The organism is Pseudomonas sp. A-1, assembly GCF_004801855.1.
In the GTDB taxonomy this organism is placed as follows: domain Bacteria; phylum Pseudomonadota; class Gammaproteobacteria; order Pseudomonadales; family Pseudomonadaceae; genus Geopseudomonas.
On sequence record NZ_SSTC01000027.1, the window covers coordinates 21,885 to 42,214 of the forward strand.

17 protein-coding genes are annotated in these 20,330 nt (G+C 70.2%); 12 read left to right on the forward strand and 5 right to left on the reverse strand.

The genetic code is table 11. The features are described from left to right. Positions 1 to 177: 177 nt before the first annotated feature. Genes E5198_RS08290 through E5198_RS08315 form a run of 6 tightly spaced genes read left to right on the forward strand, consistent with a single transcriptional unit; the run spans position 178 to position 8,264 of the window. Positions 178 to 1,365, forward strand: coding sequence for an acyl-CoA dehydrogenase family protein (locus E5198_RS08290; RefSeq protein WP_136489529.1), 1,188 nt, complete (start codon positions 178 to 180; stop codon positions 1,363 to 1,365). 37 nt (positions 1,366 to 1,402) lie between these two features. Next, positions 1,403 to 3,109: an FAD-dependent oxidoreductase gene (locus tag E5198_RS08295; RefSeq protein WP_136489530.1), complete on the forward strand. Its 1,707-nt coding sequence runs from the start codon at positions 1,403 to 1,405 to the stop codon at positions 3,107 to 3,109. An 11-nt stretch (positions 3,110 to 3,120) separates the two neighbouring features. Continuing rightward, entirely contained in the window at positions 3,121 to 4,824 is a 1,704-nt protein-coding gene (locus E5198_RS08300; protein WP_136489531.1) for an FAD-binding protein, read from the forward strand. 14 nt (positions 4,825 to 4,838) lie between these two features. After that, positions 4,839 to 5,612 (forward strand): glucose 1-dehydrogenase, encoded by a 774-nt coding sequence (locus tag E5198_RS08305; RefSeq protein WP_136489532.1) that lies wholly within the window; start codon positions 4,839 to 4,841, stop codon positions 5,610 to 5,612. Between the two features lie 2 nt (positions 5,613 to 5,614). After that, entirely contained in the window at positions 5,615 to 6,643 is a 1,029-nt protein-coding gene (locus E5198_RS08310) for a ferredoxin--NADP reductase (RefSeq protein WP_136489533.1), read from the forward strand. A gap of 16 nt (positions 6,644 to 6,659) precedes the next feature. Continuing rightward, positions 6,660 to 8,264, forward strand: a complete 1,605-nt coding sequence (locus E5198_RS08315) for a FadD3 family acyl-CoA ligase (protein ID WP_136489534.1) — start codon at positions 6,660 to 6,662, stop codon at positions 8,262 to 8,264. Positions 8,265 to 8,297: 33 nt separating this feature from the next. Here the strand turns inward: E5198_RS08315 and E5198_RS08320 are convergent, their stop codons facing one another. The 5 genes from E5198_RS08320 to E5198_RS08340 form a co-directional block, all read right to left on the reverse strand. Beyond that, on the reverse strand, positions 8,298 to 8,702 hold the full coding sequence (locus E5198_RS08320) for a LysE family translocator (protein ID WP_168772499.1): 405 nt from the start codon (positions 8,700 to 8,702) through the stop codon (positions 8,298 to 8,300). A gap of 220 nt (positions 8,703 to 8,922) precedes the next feature. Beyond that, positions 8,923 to 9,393 carry a nuclear transport factor 2 family protein gene (locus tag E5198_RS08325; RefSeq protein ID WP_136489536.1) on the reverse strand — a complete coding sequence of 157 codons (471 nt, stop codon included), beginning with the start codon at positions 9,391 to 9,393 and terminating at the stop codon, positions 8,923 to 8,925. A gap of 64 nt (positions 9,394 to 9,457) precedes the next feature. Further along, positions 9,458 to 11,587, reverse strand: coding sequence for an FAD-dependent oxidoreductase (locus E5198_RS08330; protein ID WP_136489537.1), 2,130 nt, complete (start codon positions 11,585 to 11,587; stop codon positions 9,458 to 9,460). Between the two features lie 54 nt (positions 11,588 to 11,641). Then, positions 11,642 to 12,472, reverse strand: coding sequence for an alpha/beta fold hydrolase (locus E5198_RS08335; protein WP_136489538.1), 831 nt, complete (start codon positions 12,470 to 12,472; stop codon positions 11,642 to 11,644). Positions 12,473 to 12,486: 14 nt separating this feature from the next. Continuing rightward, complete coding sequence (locus E5198_RS08340) at positions 12,487 to 13,821, reverse strand: MFS transporter (protein WP_136489539.1); 1,335 nt, start codon at positions 13,819 to 13,821, stop codon at positions 12,487 to 12,489. 179 nt (positions 13,822 to 14,000) lie between these two features. On the opposite strand from E5198_RS08340, the gene E5198_RS08345 reads away from it, so the two are divergent. The 6 genes from E5198_RS08345 (at position 14,001) to E5198_RS08370 (ending at position 20,285) form a co-directional block, all read left to right on the forward strand. Beyond that, positions 14,001 to 14,738 carry an SDR family NAD(P)-dependent oxidoreductase gene (locus E5198_RS08345; RefSeq protein WP_136489540.1) on the forward strand — a complete coding sequence of 246 codons (738 nt, stop codon included), beginning with the start codon at positions 14,001 to 14,003 and terminating at the stop codon, positions 14,736 to 14,738. A 13-nt stretch (positions 14,739 to 14,751) separates the two neighbouring features. Then, on the forward strand, positions 14,752 to 15,525 hold the full coding sequence (locus tag E5198_RS08350; RefSeq protein WP_136489541.1) for an SDR family NAD(P)-dependent oxidoreductase: 774 nt from the start codon (positions 14,752 to 14,754) through the stop codon (positions 15,523 to 15,525). A 69-nt stretch (positions 15,526 to 15,594) separates the two neighbouring features. Beyond that, positions 15,595 to 16,227, forward strand: coding sequence for a nuclear transport factor 2 family protein (locus E5198_RS08355; RefSeq protein WP_136489542.1), 633 nt, complete (start codon positions 15,595 to 15,597; stop codon positions 16,225 to 16,227). Between the two features lie 10 nt (positions 16,228 to 16,237). Next, the gene (locus E5198_RS08360; RefSeq protein ID WP_136489543.1) at positions 16,238 to 17,311 is read left to right on the forward strand and encodes an alkene reductase; all 1,074 of its coding nucleotides are present in this window, start codon (positions 16,238 to 16,240) and stop codon (positions 17,309 to 17,311) included. A 36-nt stretch (positions 17,312 to 17,347) separates the two neighbouring features. Beyond that, on the forward strand, positions 17,348 to 19,207 hold the full coding sequence (locus E5198_RS08365; RefSeq protein ID WP_136489544.1) for a long-chain-acyl-CoA synthetase: 1,860 nt from the start codon (positions 17,348 to 17,350) through the stop codon (positions 19,205 to 19,207). Next, positions 19,200 to 20,285: an MBL fold metallo-hydrolase gene (locus tag E5198_RS08370; protein ID WP_136489545.1), complete on the forward strand. Its 1,086-nt coding sequence runs from the start codon at positions 19,200 to 19,202 to the stop codon at positions 20,283 to 20,285. The genes E5198_RS08365 and E5198_RS08370 overlap by 8 nt, the downstream gene beginning before the upstream one ends. Positions 20,286 to 20,330 lie beyond the last annotated feature (45 nt).

Consider the following 20,330-nt stretch of genomic DNA (forward strand, 5'->3'; position numbering starts at 1 on the left):
GCCGCTTCCGACTCCCCATCCCACGCCTTCCAAGGCCCGGCCCAGCGCCGGGCCTTTTGCTGTCCGCCGTCTGCATGCTTCTGCCTAGTCCGGTTTGACGATGAGCGCAGCCGGGCCGCGCCCGATGATCGAAGCCACGAGCAGATTCGCTCATCGAGATGGATGGAGGAGTTGGCGATGCATGTCATGCGAGAGAAAACCGCGGTAGAGATCGAGCTGATCGCTCGCGCCCGCCGCCTGGTGCCCGCCCTGCGCGAGCGGGCCGAGCGGGCCGACCGCGAGGGCAAGGTGCCCGACGAGACCATCCGCGAGATGCAGGAGGCCGGCCTGTTCCGCGCCCTGCAGCCCAAGCAGTGGGACGGCTACGAGGTCGACCCGCGCACCTTCTTCGAGATCCAGATGACCCTCGCCGAAGGCTGCATGTCCACCGCCTGGATCTACGGCGTGATGGGCGTGCACCCCTGGCAGCTGGCCCGCTACCCGGTCGAAGCCCAGCAGGACGTGTGGGGCGAGGACACCTCGACGCTGATTTCCTCCACCTACATGCCGGTGGCCAAGGTCACCCCGGTGGAAGGCGGCTACCGCATCAGCGGGCGCTGGGGCTTCTCCAGCGGCAGCGAGCACTGCCAGTGGTGCCTGCTCGGCGGCATCCTGCCGGCCGATGGCGACCTGCCGGTCGAGCACGGCACCTTCCTGGTACCGCGCAGCGACTACCGCATCGAGAAGAACTGGGACGTGCTCGGCCTGCGCGGCACCGGCAGCCACGACATCGTGATCGAGGACGCCTTCGTCCCCGCCCACCGCGTGCAGCGCACCAACAACGCCAGTCTGGCGGCCACCCCGGGCCGCGAGGTCAACACCAACCCGATCTACGCGCTGCCCTTCGCCCAGGTGTTCACCCGCGCGGTGTCCAGCTCGTGCCTCGGCGCCCTGCAGGGCGCGATCAACGAGTTCCGCGACAACGCCGCCCGCCACATCGGCAAGCACGGCGCCAAGACCGCCGAGGACCCGGTGGCGCAGACCGCGGTGGCCGAGGCGATCACCACCGTCGACGCCTTCAAGCTGGTGCTCGAGCGCAACTTCGCGCACATGCTGGCGCTGGCCGAGAAGGGCGAGATTCCCGACACCGAGACCCGCCTGCTGTACCGCTACCAGTCCGCCCAGGTCACCAATATCTGTGCCGAGCGGGTCAGCGATCTGCTGCGCTCGATGGCCGCCTCCGGCCTGTACAACACCAACCCGGTGGCGCGCACCTTCCGCGACCTGCACCAGGCGCGCGGGCACATCTCCAACAACGTGGCCGCCTACGGCCGCAGCTACGGCGCGGTGCAGCTCGGCCTGCCCAACCCCGATCCGTACGTCTGAATTCGGCTCGACCACCACGGCAAAGGACACGAAAACAATGACAACACAGGTTCGGCCCCAATCCGCCTACGACGTGATCGTCGTCGGCTCCGGCGCAGGCGCCATGTCGGCGGCGGTGGTCGCCGCCGACCAGGGCCTCTCGGTGCTGGTCGTCGAGAAGAGCGACAAGTACGGCGGCACCTCGGCGATCTCCGGCGGCGGCATCTGGATCCCCAACAACCACTACTTCGCCGAGAAGGGTGGCAAGGACAGCTACGACAAGGCGCTGACCTACCTGAAGGCCTCCACCGAGGGCAAGATCGACGAGGAGCGCCTGCGCGCCTACCTCGAGTACGCGCCGCGGATGATCCACTACCTCGAGACCCGTAGCCGCGTGCGCTACGCGGTGGCCGAGAAGTACCCGGACTACTACCAGCACCTGCCCGGCTCGCTGCCCGGCGGGCGCAGCCTCGACCCCGAGCTGTTCGACACCAGCCTGCTCGGCGACGAATACGAGCACATGCGCAAGCCGTCGCCGACCACCCTGCTGATGGGCTGCATCGCCTGGACCGCGCGCCACGCGCACAAGGCGATGTCCCGCGAGTTCGGCTGGCGACTGATGATTATCGGCCTGATCGCCCGCTACAAGCTCGACTTCAAGTGGCGGCGCAAGACCAAGATGGACCGCCGCGCCGCCCTCGGCGCCTCGCTGATCGCCGCGCTGCGCCGTTCGCTGATGGACCGCGACGTGCCGCTGTGGCTGAACACCGACTTCCGTGAGCTGGTGGTGGAGAACGGCCGGGTCACCGGCATCCAGGTGGTGCGCGAAGGCCAGAAGATGACCCTGCAGGCGCGTCGCGGGGTGATCTTCGGCTGCGGCGGCTTCGAGCAGAACCAGGCGCTGCGCGAGAAGTACCTGCCGCAGCCGACCCGCGTCGACTGGAGCGCCACTCCGCCGGGCAACAACACCGGCGCCGCGCTGGAGGCCGCGCAGGCCATCGGCGCCGCCACCGAGCTGATGGACTGGGCCTGGTGGGCACCGACCATCAAGGTGCCGGGTGAAGAGAAGCCGCGCGGTATCTTCGCCGAGCGCGCCTTCCCCGGCGCCATCGTGGTCAACGGCCTGGGCAAGCGCTTCGTCAACGAGGCGGCGCCGTACCTGGAGTTCGTCGACGCCATGTACAAGGAGCACCAGAAGGACGCCAAGAGCATCCCGGCCTGGGTGATCTTCGACGCCCACTACCGCTTCAACTACGCCATGGGCCCGCTGATGCCGGCCCAGGTGTCGCCGGACAGCCGCCTGCGCAAGGAGTGGCTGAACACCGTGTACTGGAAGGCCGACAGCCTCGAGGGCCTGGCCCGGCAGATCGGCGTCGACCCGGCCGGCCTGGATGCCACCGTCAAGCGCGTCAACGAGTTCGCCCGCACCGGCGTCGACGCCGACTTCGCCCGCGGCGGCAACGTGTTCGACCGCTACTACGGCGACAGCAACGTCAAGCCCAACCCGTGCCTTGCGCCGATCGCCAAGGGGCCGTTCTACGCCATGCGCCTGGATGCCGGCGACATCGGCACCAAGGGCGGCCTGCTGACCAACGCCAACGCCCAGGTGCTGCACGAGAACGGCCAGCCGATCCCCGGCCTGTACGCCATCGGCAATACCTCGGCCTCGGTGATGGGCACCAGCTACCCCGGTGCCGGCGGCACCCTCGGCCCGGCGATGACCTTCGGCTACATCGCCGCCCGGCACATCGCTGCCAGCGCCTGAGGAGAGCGGTCATGAAGCACGATGCGATTTCCACCTGCACCGACATCCAGCTGCCGCTGCAGGTGGCCGATGCCAGCAGCCTGCAGTGGGACGATCAGTGCGACGTGCTGGTGATCGGCTGGGGCGCGGCCGGAGCCTGCGCGGCGCTGGAGGCCCGCGCCCGGGGCGCCGACGTGCTGGTCGCCGACCGCTTCACCGGCGGCGGCGCCAGCGCCAAGAGCGGCGGGGTGGTGTACGCGGGCGGTGGCACCCGCCAGCAGCGCGACGCCGGCTACGCCGACAGCCCCGAGGCGATGTTCGACTACCTCAAGCACGAGACCCAGGGCGTGATCGGCGACGCCACCCTGCGTCGCTTCTGCGAGTCCAGCGCGGCCAACCTGGCGTGGCTGGAAGGCCACGGCGCGCGCTACGCGCACAGCATGCCGCCGGGCGGCGGCAAGACCTCCTATCCGCCGGACGGCTACTTCCTCTACTACTCGGGCAACGAGATGGTGCCCTCGCACCGCGGCGCGCTGCCACCGGCGCCGCGCGGCCACCGCACGGTCGGCAAGGGCCAGTGCGGCGCGGTGCTCTACGGCCACCTGCAGCGCGCCTGCCTGAAGGCCGGCGTGCGCCCGCAGACGCAATCCGCCGCGCGCCGCCTGGTGCTGGACGCCCGGGGCCGGGTGATCGGCGCCGAGCTGTGGTGCCTGCCGCCCGGCAGCGCGGCGGCCAGGGAGCACGCCAAGCTGGCCGCGCGCGCCGAGCGCCTGCAGAACTTCGCGCCGAGCTACTGCGACGGCCTGCGCCGCAAGCTGGCGCGGATCGAACAGCAGCACGCCCGGCCGCGCCTGGTGCTAGCCCGCCGCGGGGTGATCCTCAGCACCGGCGGCTTCATCTTCAACCGGGCGATGATCGGCGAACACGCGCCCAAGTACCGGCGCAACTTCAAGGTCGGCGCCACCGGCTGCGACGGCAGCGGCCTGCGCCTGGGCCTCTCCGCCGGGGCGGCCAGCGACCGCCTGCAGCAGGTCTCGCCGTGGCGCTTCATCAACCCGCCGCTGTGCTGGCCGAAGGGCATCGTGGTCAACACCGCCGGGCAGCGCTTCGTCAACGAGGAAGTCTACGGCGGCACCCTTGGCTACCCGCTGTGCGAGGAGCAGGGCGGCAAGGCCTGGCTGGTGCTCGACGCGCGCCTGCGTCGCCAGTCGATCAAACAGGCGCTGTTCGGCGGCTACTGGTGGTTCCAGAGCTTGCCGGCGCTGGCGCTGATGCTGCTCAAGGTGCGTAAGGGACGCACCGCCCGCGAACTGGCGGGCGTCACTGGCATGCAGCCGGCGCTGCTTGAGGAGTCCTTGCGCGCCTACAACGCCGCCGCTCGCGGCACCGCGCCGGACCCGGTCGGCAAGTCGGAAAGCAGCCGCCAGGTGCTCGACCAGGGGCCGTTCTACGCCTGCGACATCTCGGTGGGCAACCCGGTGTTCCCGCTCGGTGCGCTGACCCTCGGCGGCCTCAAGGTCGACGAGGACAACGGCGCGGTGCTCGACACCCAGGGCCAGGCCATTCCCGGCCTGTACGCCGCCGGACGCACCGCCATCGGCATTCCCTCGCATCTCTACATCAGCGGCCTGTCGCTGGCCGACTGCGTGTTCTCCGGCCGCCGCGCCGGCGAAGCGGCGGCCCAGGCGAACCACACCACGACCACCCGGGCAGCGCCAGCCGGCGCGCCCGCCTGAACGAGGAGACGAACATGACAGGACGGGTACAGGACAAGATCGCCCTGGTCACCGGCGGCGCCAGCGGCATCGGCCGCGCCATCGTGCAGGCGCTGGTGGGCGAGGGCGCGCGGGTGCTGATCAGCGACCTCAACGCCGACGCCGGGCAGGCGCTGGCCGACCAACTTAATGAAGAGCGGGGCGAGGCGGCCAGCTTCGTCCGCCACGACGCCGCCAGCGAGGCCGACTGGAACGCGGTCGCCGAGCTGGTGCGCGAGCGCTACGGCCGCCTCGACGTGCTGGTCAACAACGCCGGCATCCTGCTCAAGGGCTCCATCGAGGAAGCCAGCCTTGAGGATTGGCACAAGCTGCTGCGGGTCAATTCCGACAGCGCCTTCCTCGGCTGCCGCATGGCCGTCGCGCTGATGAAGGACAGCGGCGGCGGTTCGATCATCAACGTCTCGTCCATCGCCGCCCTGGCCGGGCGCGACGACTATGCCGCCTACGGCGCCTCCAAGGGCGCGGTGGCCGCCCTCAACCGCGCCGTGGCGGCCCACTGCCGTCGGCAGAAGTACCGCATCCGCTGCAACTCGCTGCATCCCGACGGCGTGCTGACGCCGATGACCGTCGCCAGCTACCCGCCGGGCATCGACCCGGCGAAGTTCACCATCGACAGCGACCCGATGAACCGCATGTGCCTGCCCGAGGACGTCGCTGCCGCCGCCCTGTACCTGGCCAGCGACGAGTCGCGCGCCATCAACGGCATGGAACTGCGCATCGACAGCGGCCAGTTCGTCATGAGTATCTAGCCATGAACAGTCCCGAATACATCTCCCTGCGCGTGGCGCAGGTCATCGAGGAAACCGCCGACGCCCGCTCGCTGGTGTTCGAGGTGCCGGCCGAACTGGCCGGCCAGTTCAAGTACAAGCCGGGGCAGTTCCTCACCCTGCGCATCCCCCACGAGGGCAGCTGGCTGCCGCGCTGCTACTCGCTGTCCAGCACGCCGCTGCTGGATGAGCCGCTGCGCGTCACCGTCAAGCGCGTGCGCGACGGCCGCGCTTCCAACTGGCTGTGCGACGTACCCAAGGCCGGCGATGCCATCGAGGTGATGGCGCCGGCCGGGGTGTTCGTGCCGCGCAGCCTGGACGGCGACTTCCTGCTGTTCGGCGGCGGCAGCGGCGTCACCCCGGTGCTGTCGATCCTGCGCTCGGTGCTGCACGCCGGCTCCGGCCGCGTGCTGCTGATCTACGCCAACCGCGACGAGGCCTCGGTGATCTTCCGCGACGAGCTGCAGGCACTGGCCGCCGCCCACCCGCGCCGCCTGCAGGTGATCCACTGGCTGGACTCGGTGCAGGGCATCCCCGCCGTCGAGCAGCTCGCCGAACTGGCGCGGCCGTTCAGGCACGCCGAGGCCTTCATCTGCGGCCCCGGCCCGTTCATGGACGCCGCGGTGACCGCGCTGCACAGCCTCGAGGTGCCCAGCGCCAAGGTGCACGTCGAGCGCTTCGTCTCGCTGCCCGGCGAGGGCGAGCAGGGCGAGGCGCCGGTCAGCGAGGCGGCGGTGGCCGCGCGCCTGGAGGTCAGCCTCGACGGCGCCGAGCACGCCCTCGACTGCGAACCGGGCGAGACCCTGCTCGACGCCATGCGCCGCAATGGGGTGCGCGCGCCGCACTCCTGCCTGGTCGGCGCCTGCGCCTCGTGCATGTGCACGGTGGAGCAGGGCGAGGTCGAGCTGCTGCGCAACGAGGCCCTCGACCAGCAGGAACTGAACGAAGGCTGGACCCTGGCCTGCCAGGCCGTGGCCACCAGCGCGCACGTGCGCGTGCGCTTCCCCGACTGAGATACGGATGGCCGAGATGACCGATATTCCGCTGACCACCCCGGCCGCCGAGGGCGTGCCGCCGACCATTCCCGCCCTGGTGTTCGCCGCCGCGCGCCGCCACGCCGGGCGCTGCGCCCTGGCCGACGGCGAGGTGCGCATCGACTACGCCGAGCTGCCCGAGCGGGTGCTGGCGGTGAGCCGCGCGCTGATCGCCGAAGGCATCCAGCCCGGTGACCGCGTCGCCGTGTGGGGGCCGAACCGCCACGACTGGATCCTCGCCGCGCTGGGCATCCACTGCGCCGGTGGCGTGCTGGTGCCGATCAACACGCGCATGAAGGGCAACGAGGCCGCCGACATCCTCGAACGCAGCGGCACCCGCCTGCTGTTCTGCGTCGGCCAGTTCCTCGGCATCGACTACCCGGCGATGCTCGAACCCCACCGCCCGGACTGCCTGCAGCGCGTGGTGGTGCTGCCCTGCGAGGCGCCCTCGGAGCACGGCGACCTGAGCTGGCAGGGCTTCCTCGCCGCCGGCGAGGCGGTCGACATGGACGAGGCCCAGGCGCGCGCCCTGACCGTGCGCCCGGACGACCTGTCCGACCTGCTGTTCACCTCCGGCACCACCGGCAAGCCCAAGGGCGTGATGAGCGCCCACGGCCAGAACCTGCGCGCCTTCGCCGAATACGTGCAGGTCATCGGCCTGCGCCCCGGCGACCGCTACCTGATCGTCAACCCGTTCTTCCACGCCTTCGGCTACAAGGCCGGCTGGCTGACCTGCCTGCTCGGCGGCGCGACCATCCTGCCGCACCCGGTGTTCGACGCCGAGGCGGTGTTCCAGCGCATCGAACGCGACCGCATCACCGTGCTGCCCGGCCCGCCGACCCTGTACCTGTCGATGCTCGCCCACCCGAAGCTGTCCGAGTCCGACCTGTCCAGCCTGCGCATCGCCGTCACCGGCGCGGCGACCATCCCGCCGGTGCTGGTCGAGCGCATGCGCCGCGAGCTGGGCTTCGCGGTGGTCACCACCGCCTACGGGCTGACCGAGTGCGGCGGCCTGGCGACCATCTGCGACCCGGCCGACGACGCCGAGACCGTGGCCACCACCTGCGGCCGCGCCATCCCCGGCACCGAGGTGCGCGTGGTAGACGGTGAAAACCGCCCGCTGCCGGCGGGCGAGGCGGGCGAGGTGTGCCTGCGCGGCTTCCACGTCATGCAGGGCTACTTCGAGAACCCGCAGGCCACCGCCGAGACCATCGACGCCGAGGGCTGGCTGCACACCGGCGACGTCGGCACCCTCGACGCGCGCGGCTACCTGCGCATCACCGACCGCCTCAAGGACATGTTCATCGTCGGCGGCTTCAACTGCTACCCGGCGGAGATCGAGGCCGGCCTGCTCGAACACCCGGCGATCGCCCAGGTCGCGGTGATCGGCGTGCCCGACGAGCGCATGGGCGAGGTCGGCTGCGCCTGCGTGGTGCTGCGCCCCGGCCAGCAGCTTGACGAACCCGACCTGATCGCCTGGTCGCGCCAGCGCATGGCCAACTACAAGGTGCCGCGCCTGGTGCGCTTCTTCGACGCGCTGCCGGTGAATGCGTCGAACAAGGTGGTGAAGGGGGAATTGAGAGGAGTGGTTGCCGGCTAATGGCCTGCCTGTAGCCGGTGGAATAGCCACCGGCTACAGGCAAACGACAGTCGCGCAACGCTGCATTTGGCGCAATTCAACGATGTTGTATGCGAACCCCAGCACCGCGATGGCGAGCAGGATCATCGCCGAGACGAGCGATATCGTCCTGTGGTACCGCTTTGAAACGACCCTGCCTAGGAAAAAGATGTAAGCCCCGAGAACCAGCAGATCCACGGCAATCCAGATCGCCGAGAGCAGGATCATGCTGCGTTCGACCGAATCGGTCACCCCGATGAACTGTGGGAAGAAGGACACGAAAAAGATAATGTCCTTGGGGTTGGAGATCCCGATCAAGAGACCGGAAAGGAATCCATCACGTGTGGTTCTCCGGCCGCCTTCTTCGAGGATCGCGCAGGCCGCCAGCCATCCGATATAAAGGCAGCCGGCAAGGCTCACCAGGAGCAATGTCTTCTGGCTCAGGGCCGGCGTTTTTCAAGGTAGTTGTCGCGTCGACCGTGTTTTCAGGCCGCCTGTTTCAGCGGCTGTTGCTCTTGCTCCCGCTCGGGGTTGAGTGACACCGCCCCGACTACGAAGCACTGCTGCCGTGGAACTGCACGCCAGCGACGACAATGTAATGCACCAACTTCATCGTCGGCAGATGGGGTTTATGGAGCGCTTACCAAGAGCCCGGCATCGCTCCCCTGGACTGCACCGTTGGCGATGCTCGCAGATGCCTGCTCAGGTCGCCGGTCAGGTCCAGCCGGTATTCCCGTGCGCTGAAACACCATTGCCCGTCGAGGCGCGCGAAGCGATCCAGGTAGCGGCCGCTGGCGATGGCCTGCAGCGCCATCTGCTCGGTCGCCTGGAACACCGTGTAGCAGGAGCGCGCGGTCGCCGTGCCCGCTGCCTCGTCGATCTCGAGTATGGGGTTGGAAATCAGGTGACGCGTGCGCGGGGTGCCGCAGGGATAGAGGACGATGATCCGCCGCCACAGGGCGAGCAGGCCGGCGTGGTCCAGCGTGCCGTTGCCGCCAGCCTCGATGCGCGCATGGCGGAACAGCGCGGCGGCCTCCTCGAGGTGTCCAGCGTCGATGGCTTCGGCGTAGCGGTGCAGCAGGTTGGTGATGGCGAGGGCCGAGTCGGTCATCGCAAAGATCCCCCGAGAAAATGAAGGATGGACGCTGCGGGGAGTTCCCGCAGCGTCCGCAGGCTCAGACCGCGCAGCCGGCGCGCAGGCCGGAGGCCATGGCGCCCTCTATGTAGCCCAGCTCGTTGCTGTCGCCCAGGCGGGTGACGGCGAAGCCATCGGCTTCCAGCGTGCGCGCCAGGCTGTCGTCCGGCTCGGCGCCGGTGGCCAGCACCACCGAATCGGCGGCCACCTCGACGCTGCCGCCGTCGGCATTGCGATAGGCGACCTTGCTGCGGCCGATGGACTCGACCTCGACGCCGGTGAGCAGTTGCGCCTGGTGCTCCTGCAGGCCGTGCAGCACCCGCCAGCGGCGCACGATGGCCAGTTCGCGGCCGAGGCTCGGGCCGCTCTCCAGCACGCAGACCTCGCGTCCGCGCTCGATGAGGAACTCGGCCAGCTCCAGGCCGACCAGGCCGCCGCCGACGATCACCACGCGCTTGCCCAGCGGCATCCACACGTGGGAGAGCTTCTGCATGGCGGAGGTCGAGTCGGTGACGCCGACCAGGCTGCCGGCCTTCATCATCGCCCGCTGGGTCAGCGACAGTTTGCGCCTGGCGATCTCCTCGGCGCGGTCGCCGGTGAGCAGGCGGCGCAGCTCGTCGCCACTCCACACGTGGTCCTGTTCGGCGCCGGGGATGGCCGGCGCGGCGCGCCGTGCGCCAGTGGCGACCAGCACCGTCTCGGCGCCCAGCTCGCGCAGCAGCTGCGGGGTGGCTTCGCTGTTGTAGCGCACCTCGATCGGCAGGTTGCGCACCTGCTCCACCAGATGGTCGAGCAGGCGGCCGTTCTCGGCGTAGGCGAGGGCGGCGAAGAACAGCGTGCCGCCCAGGCGGTCGCTGCGCTCCAGCAGGGTGACGCGGTGACCGCGCAGCGCGGCGACGCGCGCCGCCTCCATGCCGGCCGGGCCGCCGCCGACCACCACCACGTGGCGCGGGGTGGCGGTCGGGACGATGACCAGCTCGGCCTCGTGGCCGGTGCGCGGATTGACCGCGCACTTGACCCGCTGGTTGATGAAGATCTGGCTGACGCAGACGTAGCAGTAGATGCACGGGCGCACGTCCTGCGGCCGGCCGGCGATCAGCTTGTTGGGCAGTTCGGGGTCGGCCAGCAGCTTGCGCGCCATGGCGACGAAGTCGTACTGGCCGCGGGCGATGCCCTGGTCGCCGACCTCGGGCTCGACGCGGCCGACGGCGATCACCGGGATGCCGACTTCCTTCCTGATCGCCGTCGCCCACTCCAGGAAGCCGCCCGGCTGCTGGACCAGCGGCGCCTCGGTGAAGGCCACGCCCTCGGTGACCGCGGCGTAGGCCGACACGCTGACGGCGTCGGCGCCGGCCGCCTCGGCCATCACTGCCACGGTCTTGGCGTCCTCCAGGGTGATGCCGCCGGGGGTGCGCAGCTCGTAGGCGTCCAGGCGCAGCCACACCGGGAAGTCGGCGCCGACCCGTGCGCGTACCGCGGCCAGCACCTCCATGAGCAGGCGCGCGCGGTTCTCCAGCGGGCCGCCGTATTCGTCGTCGCGCTTGTTGAAGTAGGCGGAGAGGAAGCCGGCGATGATGTAGTTGTGCGCGGCGTGGATCTCCACGCCGTCGAAGCCGGCACGCTTGGCGCGCTCGGCGGCGGCAGCGAACCACTCGACCATCTGCGCGATGTCTGCCTTGTCCATCACGCGGATCGCGGCGCCGCCTTCGCGGCGCTTGCTGGAGCTGACAAAGGTGCCCAGCTCCTCGCGGGTCAGCGCCGCCATCATGTTGGTGTTGAGCGCCGGCGGGATCGACGGCACCCAGATCGGCCGGCCCTCGGCCATGTCGCGCACGGCGACCTTGCCGGCGTGCTGCAGCTGCATGGCGATCTTGGCGCCGTGCTTGTGCACGCGAGCGGCCAGGGCGGACAGGCCGGGCAGGAAGTCGTCGCTGGATACGCCGACCTGGTAGGGCTCGGCGGTGCCTTGCGGATAGGCGATGGAGCACACGCCCATGATCAACAGGCCCGCGCCGCCGGCGGCGCGCGCCTCGTAGTAGGCCTGGATGCGCTCGCCGCAGTGGCCGTCGGCCTCGGCGAAGTTGGAGCCCATCGGCGCCATGACGATGCGGTTGCGCAGTTCGAGCTTGCCGATGCGCCCGGGGGCGAGCAGGTGGTTGAAGCTGGTCATAAAAGGATCGTCCCTAGCTGGCCGGTGGTGGCGGTGCCACCCCGGCTCGATTGTTCAGGCTTCGCCGAGGAAGTCCAGGCAGCTGCGGTTGAACAGTTCGGTGTGCTCGACCTGCACCCAGTGGCCGCAGCGGTTGAGCAGCAGGCAGCGCGCCTGCGGGGTGTTCTCCAGCAGCTTGAGCGCACCGCCGACCGGGTTGAAGCGGTCGACCGTACCCCAGAAGGCCAGCACCGGGCAGGTCAGCTCGCCGAGGCGTTCGGTCATGTTGGCCACGCGCATGCCGGCGAACAGGCTGCGCGGCTGGGTGGCGGCCACCGCGGCGCGCTCGGCGAGCAGGGTGTCGTCGAGCAGAGCCGGGTCGAACAGCTGCAGGGTCATCACCTGGCGCATCTCTTCGACGCCCATGGGGCCGGCGCTGTAGACCTCGACCATGCGCTGGATGCCTTCCATCTGGAAGTAGGTCTCTCGCTCCTCGAGGCCGCCCGGGGCCATGAGGATCAGCTTTTCCACGGTCTGCGGATGGGCCAGCGCCTGGCCGAGGGCAATGGCGCCGCCCAGCGAGTTGCCGACCAGGGTGCAGCGCTGGATGCCGACGGTGGCGAGGAAGGCGTTCAGCGCGGCGACGAAGAATTCCAGGCAGTACTCGGTGTCCTCGGGCTTGTCCGAGCGGCCAAAGCCGGGCAGGTCGAGGACGATATTGCGGTAGCCGGCGGCGGCGAACACCGGGTAGTTGGCCTTGAAGTTGCTGTAGCCGCTGGCCCCGGGGCCGCTGCCGTGCAGCCAGAGCACCACCGGGCCCTGGCCCTCGTCGAGGTAGTGCAGGCGCAGGCCGTCGGGAAGGGTGGCGAAGTGGCCGAGGGGCAGCGGCAGGTCTTGTGCGGACATGGGTTATCTCCTGATCAGGCGGTAGCGGTGGTGGCGCCGGAGGCGGCGCTGGAGGGCGACGGCTGGCCGAGCAGCTGGCGGCGGTAGCGCGGCAGGGCCAGGACGAGGAACAGCGCGGCCAGCACCAGCAGCGACATCGAGGCGGCCAGCGAGTAGCGCAGCGCCTCACTGCCAGCGATGGGGGTGAAGTAGTCGCTGAGCATGCCGGTGACCAGCGGGCCGAGGCCGACGCCGAGCAGGCTCATGCCCATCACGAAGATCGAGGTGGCCTGGGCCAGGCGGTTGGCCGGGAACAGGTGGCTGATCGCGCCCAGGCAGGGGGTCGCCCACCAGGTACCGAAGAAGCCGAACGGGATGTAGAACAGGAAGGCCATGGGCACGCCGATGCCGAAGGCGCTGAAGGCCACGCCCTCGGGCCAGAGGAAGTAGGCCAGGCCGAAGGGGATGCTGAGCAGGGTACCGAGCAGCGGCACGCCGATCTGCCAGCCGCAATCGCGGCGCGCCATGCGGTCGGTGACCCAGCCGCAGACGAGGGTGCCGATGGCCGAGCAGCTGCCGCCGACCACGCCGACCAGGATGCCGGCTTCCTTGATCGACAGGCCATGGGAGCGGATCAGGTAGCTCGGGCTCCAGGTACCGATGGCGTAGCCGGCGATGGCGGCCGCCGAGCCGGTCAGCACGATCCACATGAAGCCCGGGGTCTGCAGCAGCAGGCCGAGGGTCTGCAGCCAGCTTTCCTGGTTGCGGCCGGCGCCGGCCGGCGCGACCGTTTGCGGCGCGCGCACCGTGGCCCACAGCAGCAGGGCGAGGAAGATGCCCGGGGCGCCAAGGACCACGAACGCGGCGCGCCAGCCGTAGTGCTGGGCGATCCAGCCGCCAAGGCCGAGGCCGAACACCGCGCCGAGGCTGGAGCCGAGCATCAGCACCGAGATGGCGCTGGAGCGGCGCTGCGGCGGGTAGAGGTCGGAGACCATCGCCACCGAGGGCGCGGTGCCGCCGGCCTCGCCGATGGCCACGCCGATGCGCGCCAGCAGCAGGAACAGGAAGCTGCCGGCCAGGCCGCAGAGCATGGTCATCACGCTCCAGCCGATGCAGGCCATGACGATCACCGGCTTGCGGCCGATGCGGTCGGACAGCCGGCCGAGCGGGAAGCCGAACAGGGTGAAGAACAGCGCGAAGGTCAGCCCCGAGAGCAGGCCGATCTGGGTGTCGGAGATGGCGAACTCGGCCTTCACCGGTTCGATGAGGATCGCCATCAACTGCCGGTCGATGTAGTTGAACACGTAGATGACGGTCAGTACCGCCAGGGCGTAGTGGCTACGCCAGGTGACACGTGCAGGTGAGTTCACGGGCAGATCCTCTTGTTGTTCTTCTGCAGAAGTTGAGCGAGAGGCTCCGCTTTGCCCCCCGTCACGGGCATCGTCAAATCGGACGATGCCCCCCCGCCGCCCGCCGCCAATCATGAGTCCCGTGGTCGCTGCGGGACTTTCCCCGCCGCGATGGAACATTCGCTTGCGGGAGAACGCACATGAAACTGGTGAACAAGGTGGCCTTCGTCACCGGAGCAGGGCAGGGCATGGGGCGGGCGATGGTACGCCGCTTCGCCGAGGAGGGCGCCGTGGTGGTGGCGGCGGACATCAACCTGGACGCCGCGCGCGCGACCATCGAGGGCCTGGCCGGCGGCAGCGCCCTGGCGCTGGCCTGCAACGTCGCCGACAGCGCCTCGGTGGCCGCGGCCATGGCGGCCGTGGTCGAGCGCTTCGGCCGTCTCGACGTGCTGGTCAACAACGCCGGCATCGGCTCGGTCGACGCCTTCCTCGACACCCCCGACGAGAACTGGCAGCGGGTCATCGGCGTCAACCTCACCGGCGTGTTCCTGTGCAGCCGCGAGGCCGCGCGCCTGATGCACCAGGGCGGCGAGGGCGGGGTGATCGTCAACCTGTCGAGCACCGCCGCCATCTCCGGCGAGGGGCCGAGCCACTACTGCGCCGCCAAGGCCGGCGTGATGGGCCTGACCCGCAGCCTGGCCCGCGAACTGGCGCCCAGCCGAATCCGCGTCAACACCATCGTTCCCGGCCCGACCAACACCCCGATGATGGCCGGCATCCCCGACGACTGGATGCAGAGCATGGTCAAGGCCATCCCGCTCGGGCGCATGTGCGAGCCGGCCGAGATCGCCGCCGTGGCGGCCTTCCTGGCCAGCGACGACGCCAGCTTCATCACCGGCCAGAACATCGCCGTCAACGGCGGCATGGCCTTCATCTGAGGAGGGGAGAACGATGACAGCACGTCTTGCAGGCAAGGTCGCCTTCATCACCGGCGGCAGCTCGGGGATCGGCGAGGCCACCGCCCACCGCTTCGCCGAGGAAGGCGCCACCGTGGTCATCTGCGGCCGTCGCGCCGAGCCGCTGGAAGCGGTGGTCGCGGCGATCCGCGACAAGGGCGGCAACGCCGAGTGCGTGGTCGCCGACGTCAGCGACGAGCAGGCCTTCGTCGCCGCCATCGAGGCGGCGGCCCAGCGCCACGGTCGCCTCGACATCCTGGTCAACAACGCCATGGCCTACAGCTGGGGCGCCATCACCGGCACCGACACCGCCACCTGGCACGGCAACTTCTCCACCACCGTGGACGGCACCTTCTGGGGCACCCGCACCGCGATGCGCCTGATGCAGCAGCAGGGCGGCGGTTCCATCGTCAACCTGGCGTCGATCTGCGGCCTGTTCGGCACCGCCTGGATGGCCGGCTACTCGGCGGCCAAGGCCGCGGTGATCAACTTCAGCCGCGCCGCCGCCTCCGAGGGCGCCGCCGCCAACATCCGCTGCAACGTGGTGATCCCCGGCGTGGTCGCCACCCCGGCCACCGCCGGCATGCTGGCCGACGACAAGGGCCGCGCCAACACCGAGAAGCTGATCCCGATGCGTCGGGTCGGCGAGCCGGTGGAGCTGGCCAACGCCATCCTGTTCCTCGCCTCCGACGAAGCCTCCTACGTCACCGGCGCCTGCCTGACCGTGGACGGCGGGCGCAGCTCCGACCTCTACACCGTACTCGAATAAGGCCACGCGCCCCCCGCGCGCGGCGGCTGGCCCGCGCGGGGCCGAATCACCCGCAGCAAGGGCACCCCAATGGACAACAACAACAGCCTCGCCGCGCGCCTGGACCGCCTCGAATCCATCGAGGAAATCCGCCAGCTGGCCGGCAAGTATTCGCTGTCGCTGGACATGCGCGACCTCGACTCCCACGTCAACCTGTTCGCCCCGGACATCCGTGTCGGCCGCGACAAGGTCGGCCGCGCCCACCTCAAGAGCTGGCTCGACGACACCCTGCGCAACCAGTTCGACGGCACCTCGCACCACCTCGGTCAGCACATCATCGAGTTCGTCGACGCCGACCACGCCACCGGCGTGGTGTATTCGAAGAACGAGCACGAGACCGGCCCCGAGTGGGTGATCATGCAGATGCTCTACTGGGACGACTACGAGCGCATCGACGGCCGCTGGTACTTCCGCCGCCGTCTGCCCTGCTACTGGTACGCCACCGACCTCAACAAGCCGCCGATCGGCCAGCGCAAGATGCGCTGGCCCGGCCGCGAGCCCTATCACGGCACCTTCCACGACCTGTTCCCCTCCTGGAGCGAGTTCTGGGCCGCGCGCCCGGACAAGGAAACCCTGCCCGAGGTCGCCGAGCCGGCGCCGCTGGAAGGTTTCCTCACCACCCTGCGCCGCGGTGCCGGTGCTCCGAAGATCCGCGTGCGCTGAGGAGGCCACCATGAATCCGCTGTTCCAACCCGTTCGCCTCGGCGACATCGAACTGGCCAACCGCGTGGTGATGGCGCCGATGACGCGCAGCCGCGCCGCCGCCGACGGCATGCCGACCCTCGACATGGTCGAGTACTACGCCCAGCGCGCCAGCGCCGGCCTGATCGTCGCCGAGGGCACCGCACCCTCGGCCGCCGGTCTCGGCTACTGCCGCACCCCGGGCATCTACAGCGCCGCGCAGATCGCCGCCTGGCGCGGCGTCACCCAGGCGGTGCACGCCGCCGGCGGGCGCATCGTCCTGCAGCTGATGCACGTCGGCCGGGTCGCCAGCCACCACAACAAGCCGGCCGGCGCGCCGACCGTGGCGCCCTCGGCGCTGCGCGCGCGCACCCAGCTGTTCAGCGACGTTGCCGGCATGGTCGACACCGACGAGCCCGTGGAGCTGAGCACCGCCGAGGTCCAGGAGGTGATCGCCGAGTTCGCCCAGGCCGCGCGCAATGCCCGCGCCGCCGGCTTCGACGGCGTCGAGCTGCACTGCACCAGCGGCTACCTGCCGATGCAGTTCATGGCCGAAGGCAGCAACCAGCGCACCGACCAGTACGGCGGCAGCGTGGAAAACCGCGTGCGCTTCCCCGCCGAGGTGCTCGCCGCCATGGCCGAGGCCATCGGCCCGGGCCGGGTCGGCCTGCGCATCTGCCCCGGCAACCCCTACAACGACAGCGTGGACAGCGATCCGGCCGCCACCGCGGCGGCGCTGCTCGACGCCATCGCCCCGCTGGGCCTGGCCTACCTGCACGTGATGCGTTCGCCGGTCGCCGGGCTGGACGCCTTCGCCCTGGCCCGCGCGCATTTCCCGGGCGCGCTGATCCTCAACGACGGCTTCGACGGCCACAGCGCGCGCCAGGCCATCGAGGCCGGGCAGGGCGAGGCGGTGTCCTTCGCCCGTCACTACATCGGCAACCCGGACCTGGCAGAGCGCCTGCGCGTCAACGCACCGCTGGCCGGCTTCGACCGCGGCTCGCTGTACACCGCAGGGCCGCGCGGCTACCTCGACTACCCGCGCTGGCCGGTGCCGGCGCAGTGAGCGCGGCGACCCGCCAGCCCATTCAAGGGGAACGACATGAACGATCGCATTGATGCGCAGACCGTGGCCGCGCTGGACGCCGCCCCGGTGCCCCGCGAGGTCACCCAGGCGCGGCTCGACCGCCGCGCCGCGGCCAGCGCGCTGGTCAAGCCGCGCGACCTCTACACCATCGCCGACCGCCTCGAGCAGCAGGCACAGTGCCTGGCCACACAGACCATGCTGATCTACGGCGGCGAGCGCTACAGCTACGCCGAGGTGGACGCGCGCGCCAACCAGGTGGCGCACGCCGCCCTGGCCCGCGGTCTCAAGGCCGGCGACGTGTGCGCGCTGGCCCTGGAGAACCGCCCGGAGTTCTTCTTCGCCTGGTTCGGCCTGGTCAAGCTCGGCGTGGTGGTGGCGCCGCTCAACACCCACGTCAGCGGCAAGCCGCTGGCCCACGCGCTGGAGAGCACCGGCGCGCGCGCCGTGCTGGCCGGCGAGGAGTGCCTGGCCAACTTCGCCGCCACCGAGAATCTGCCGCAGGTGCCGCTGTGGCTGGTGCCGGACGCCGAGAAGCCGGCCTCTGCCGAGCTGCGCGCGCTGGCCGACGCCGGCTTCGCCACCGAGGTGGCTGCCGCGTCGCGCGAGGCGCCGCCGCGCGAACTGCGCGAAGGCATCACCGCCGAGACGCCGAGCCTCTTGATCTTCACCTCCGGCACCACCGGCCTGCCCAAGGCGGCGCGCTACAGCCACATGCGCTGGATGAGCTCGGGCGACGTGATGGTGGAGACCCTCGAGGCCACCCCGGCCGACGTCTTCTACTGCTGCCTGCCGCTCTATCACGGCGCGGCGGCCACCTCGGTGACCTCCACCGCGCTCAAGGCCGGCGCCGCCATCGTGGTGCGCCGGCGCTTCAGCGTGCGCGAGTTCTGGAACGACGTGCGTCGTAACGGCATCACCGTCCTGCAGTACATCGGCGAGATCTGCCGCTACCTGCTCAACCTGCCGGAAGACGAGCGCGACCGCGAGCACAGTCTGCGCGCCATGCTCGGCGCCGGCCTGTCGCCGGAATCCTGGCAGCGCTGGATCGAGCGTTTCGGCCCGGTGCAGGTCTTCGAGGGCTGGGGTTCGACCGAGGCCAACACCAACCTGATCAACGTCGACAACCGCATCGGCTCCTGCGGCCGCGTGCCCTACTGGGAGAAGACCAACTTCCGCCTGGTGCGCTTCGACGTGGAAAGCGAGTCGCACCCGCGCGACGCCAACGGCTTCTACCTGCTGTGCCAGCCGGGCGAGGTGGGCGAGGCGATCGGCTACATCGTCAACCACCCGGACATCGGTGGCGGCCGCTTCGAGGGCTACACCTCGGCCGAGGCCACCGAGAAGAAGATCCTCCGCGACGTGTTCCAGAAGGGCGACGCCTACTGGAGCTCCGGCGATCTGCTGCGCTACGACGAGGACGGCTACTTCTACTTCGTCGACCGCATCGGCGATACCTTCCGCTGGAAGAGCGAGAACGTCTCGACCATGGAGGTGGCCGACGCCCTGGCCGACTATCCGGGCCTCGAACTGATCAACATCTACGGCGTGCAGGTGCCGGGTCAGGAGGGGCGCGCCGGCATGGCCGCGGTGCTGATGCAGGACGGCCACGCATTCGACCCGGACAGCTTCTACGCGCTGACCGAGGCGCGCCTGCCGCGCTACGCCGCGCCGGTGTTCGTGCGCGTGTCGCCGGCGGCCGACCTGACCAGCACCTTCAAGTTGCGCAAGGTCGACCTGCAGCGCCAGGGCTACGACCCGAACGCGTTCAGCGACCCGCTGTACGTGCGCGACGATGCAGCCGGCACCTACCGGCCGTATTCGGCCGAGGCGCTGGCCGCCATCGGCCTGGCGCCGTTCGGTGCCGCCCATGGCTGACCTCGACCACAACGGCCACGAGCTGAAGGCCGGCCTGCGCTTCCCCTGGGTGGCGCCGCCGGCCAACGGGCAGACCCTGGAGGTGGCGCCCGGCGTGCTCTGGCTGCGCATGCCGCTGCCGTTCGGCCTCGACCACATCAACCTCTACCTGCTGCGCCACGGCGACGGCTGGGTGGCGGTGGACAGCGGCCTGTGCACCGAGCAGAGCCGTTCGGTGTGGGAAGAGGTGCTGGCCGGCGTGCTGGAGGGCCGGCCGCTGCAGGCGCTGATCTGCACCCATTTCCACTACGACCACAGCGGCCTGCTCGGCTGGCTGGCCGAGCGCTTCCGCTGCCCGGTGTACATGACCCACGCCGAGTACCAGGCGATCCACGTCGCGCCGCCACGCAGCGACGAGCCGGACTGGGCCTTCCACCAGTTCTACCGGCTGGCCGGGCTGAGCGAAGAGGATTCGGCGGCCTTCCTGCCGATGATCCGCCAGGAACATTTCCGGCCGACGCCGCCGGCCGCCTTCCGCCGCCTGAAGGAGGGCAGCGTGCTGCCCATCGGCGGGCGGCGCTGGCAGGTGGTGGTCGGCCGCGGTCACTCGCCCGAGCACGCCTGCCTGTACTGCGCCGAGGACGGCCTGCTGATTTCCGGCGACCAGGTGCTGCCGCGCATCACCCCCACGGTTGGCGTCGCCGTCGACGAGCCGGACGGCGATCCGCTGCGCGACTGGCTGGAGTCGATCGAGCGCCTCGGCGAGCTGCCCGACCGCGTGCTGGTGCTGCCGGCCCACGAGCGGCCGTTCCACGGCCTGCACACGCGTCTCGGGCAGTTGCGCGAGCACCACCGCCGCCACCTCGATCAGGTGCTGGAGCGCTGCGCGCAGCCGTGCACGGCGGCCGAGCTGATGGTCGAGCTGTTCCCGCGGCTGAAGAGCCGCTTCGACGAGCTGATGGCCATCGGCGAGACCCTGGCCCACGCCAACTACCTGATCGGCGAAGGGCTGCTGCTGCGCGAGGAGCAGGCGGGCGTGCACCGCTACCGCTGTGTCCGGCCCGAAGAGACGACCGGCGAACTCTCTAGTCCTTTTTGACGACGAGTTCGGACGAGCGAAGTCTGGAAACTCGACGCGGCCGGT

Excerpts from the sequence above, each read along its gene's own strand:
- E5198_RS08290 (WP_136489529.1), top strand. The coding sequence starts at position 178 with ATGCATGTCATGCGAGAGAAAACCGCGGTAGAGATCGAGCTGATCGCT.
- E5198_RS08305 (WP_136489532.1), top strand. The coding sequence starts at position 4,839 with ATGACAGGACGGGTACAGGACAAGATCGCCCTGGTCACCGGCGGCGCC.
- E5198_RS08365 (WP_136489544.1), top strand. The coding sequence starts at position 17,348 with ATGAACGATCGCATTGATGCGCAGACCGTGGCCGCGCTGGACGCCGCC.
- E5198_RS08300 (WP_136489531.1), top strand. The coding sequence starts at position 3,121 with ATGAAGCACGATGCGATTTCCACCTGCACCGACATCCAGCTGCCGCTG.
- E5198_RS08355 (WP_136489542.1), top strand. The coding sequence starts at position 15,595 with ATGGACAACAACAACAGCCTCGCCGCGCGCCTGGACCGCCTCGAATCC.
- E5198_RS08335 (WP_136489538.1), bottom strand. The coding sequence starts at position 12,472 with ATGTCCGCACAAGACCTGCCGCTGCCCCTCGGCCACTTCGCCACCCTT.
- E5198_RS08370 (WP_136489545.1), top strand. The coding sequence starts at position 19,200 with ATGGCTGACCTCGACCACAACGGCCACGAGCTGAAGGCCGGCCTGCGC.
- E5198_RS08295 (WP_136489530.1), top strand. The coding sequence starts at position 1,403 with ATGACAACACAGGTTCGGCCCCAATCCGCCTACGACGTGATCGTCGTC.
- E5198_RS08350 (WP_136489541.1), top strand. The coding sequence starts at position 14,752 with ATGACAGCACGTCTTGCAGGCAAGGTCGCCTTCATCACCGGCGGCAGC.
- E5198_RS08345 (WP_136489540.1), top strand. The coding sequence starts at position 14,001 with ATGAAACTGGTGAACAAGGTGGCCTTCGTCACCGGAGCAGGGCAGGGC.
- E5198_RS08360 (WP_136489543.1), top strand. The coding sequence starts at position 16,238 with ATGAATCCGCTGTTCCAACCCGTTCGCCTCGGCGACATCGAACTGGCC.
- E5198_RS08330 (WP_136489537.1), bottom strand. The coding sequence starts at position 11,587 with ATGACCAGCTTCAACCACCTGCTCGCCCCCGGGCGCATCGGCAAGCTC.
- E5198_RS08315 (WP_136489534.1), top strand. The coding sequence starts at position 6,660 with ATGACCGATATTCCGCTGACCACCCCGGCCGCCGAGGGCGTGCCGCCG.
- E5198_RS08325 (WP_136489536.1), bottom strand. The coding sequence starts at position 9,393 with ATGACCGACTCGGCCCTCGCCATCACCAACCTGCTGCACCGCTACGCC.
- E5198_RS08310 (WP_136489533.1), top strand. The coding sequence starts at position 5,615 with ATGAACAGTCCCGAATACATCTCCCTGCGCGTGGCGCAGGTCATCGAG.